1 protein-coding gene is annotated in these 553 nt (G+C 58.4%); it reads right to left on the reverse strand.

The features are described from left to right. Positions 1-553: contractile injection system protein, VgrG/Pvc8 family (locus L2I46_RS29325; protein ID WP_272909898.1), on the reverse strand; the 553-nt coding region annotated here is incomplete at both ends.

The following is a 553-nucleotide window of genomic DNA, read 5'->3' on the forward strand; positions in this document are numbered from 1 at the left end:
GACGATAACAGACGGTTTCACTGTAGGGGATACCCTCAAACGTCAGCGTAAAGCTACTTTTGCGCGAACCGCTGGTGCGCACCGTGGTGATGACGATGCCTTCCCTGACGGCATCGGGAAGCGTGCCGTCCGTTTCCAGTACCTGACCCGGAGCCAGATGAGGGCTGGAGGAGTGCCCGCTGACGCGATACTGCGCGTTCAGAATGCGTTCGTGACGCAGACGGGCGAAGTATGCCCCGGACTCTGTACTTTCCGTATCACCCGCCGTCAGGAAGGGTTCCGCGTAATGGTACGTTTCCCCGGCGGTGATCCCTTCCTGACTGCTGATACTTTCCGTACTGTCCTGCGGCGTCAGCGCTTCCCGGTAGTTGTAGTCCCGGGTGGCCACCCTTCCGCTCACAACATTGTATACAGCCTGAATATCCCAGATGCTCTCCTGCCCGCTGTCACTCATCCCGGCCTGGTTGCGTAACGGCAGCGTGATGCCAAATTCATACTGCTCCTGGCTGTCCTGGAAAATCACCACGTCCTGTTCAAGACGGCCGTCCATTTC

The organism is Klebsiella sp. 2019SCSN059 (genome assembly GCF_021739525.1).
GTDB classification, from domain to species: domain Bacteria; phylum Pseudomonadota; class Gammaproteobacteria; order Enterobacterales; family Enterobacteriaceae; genus Klebsiella; species Klebsiella quasipneumoniae.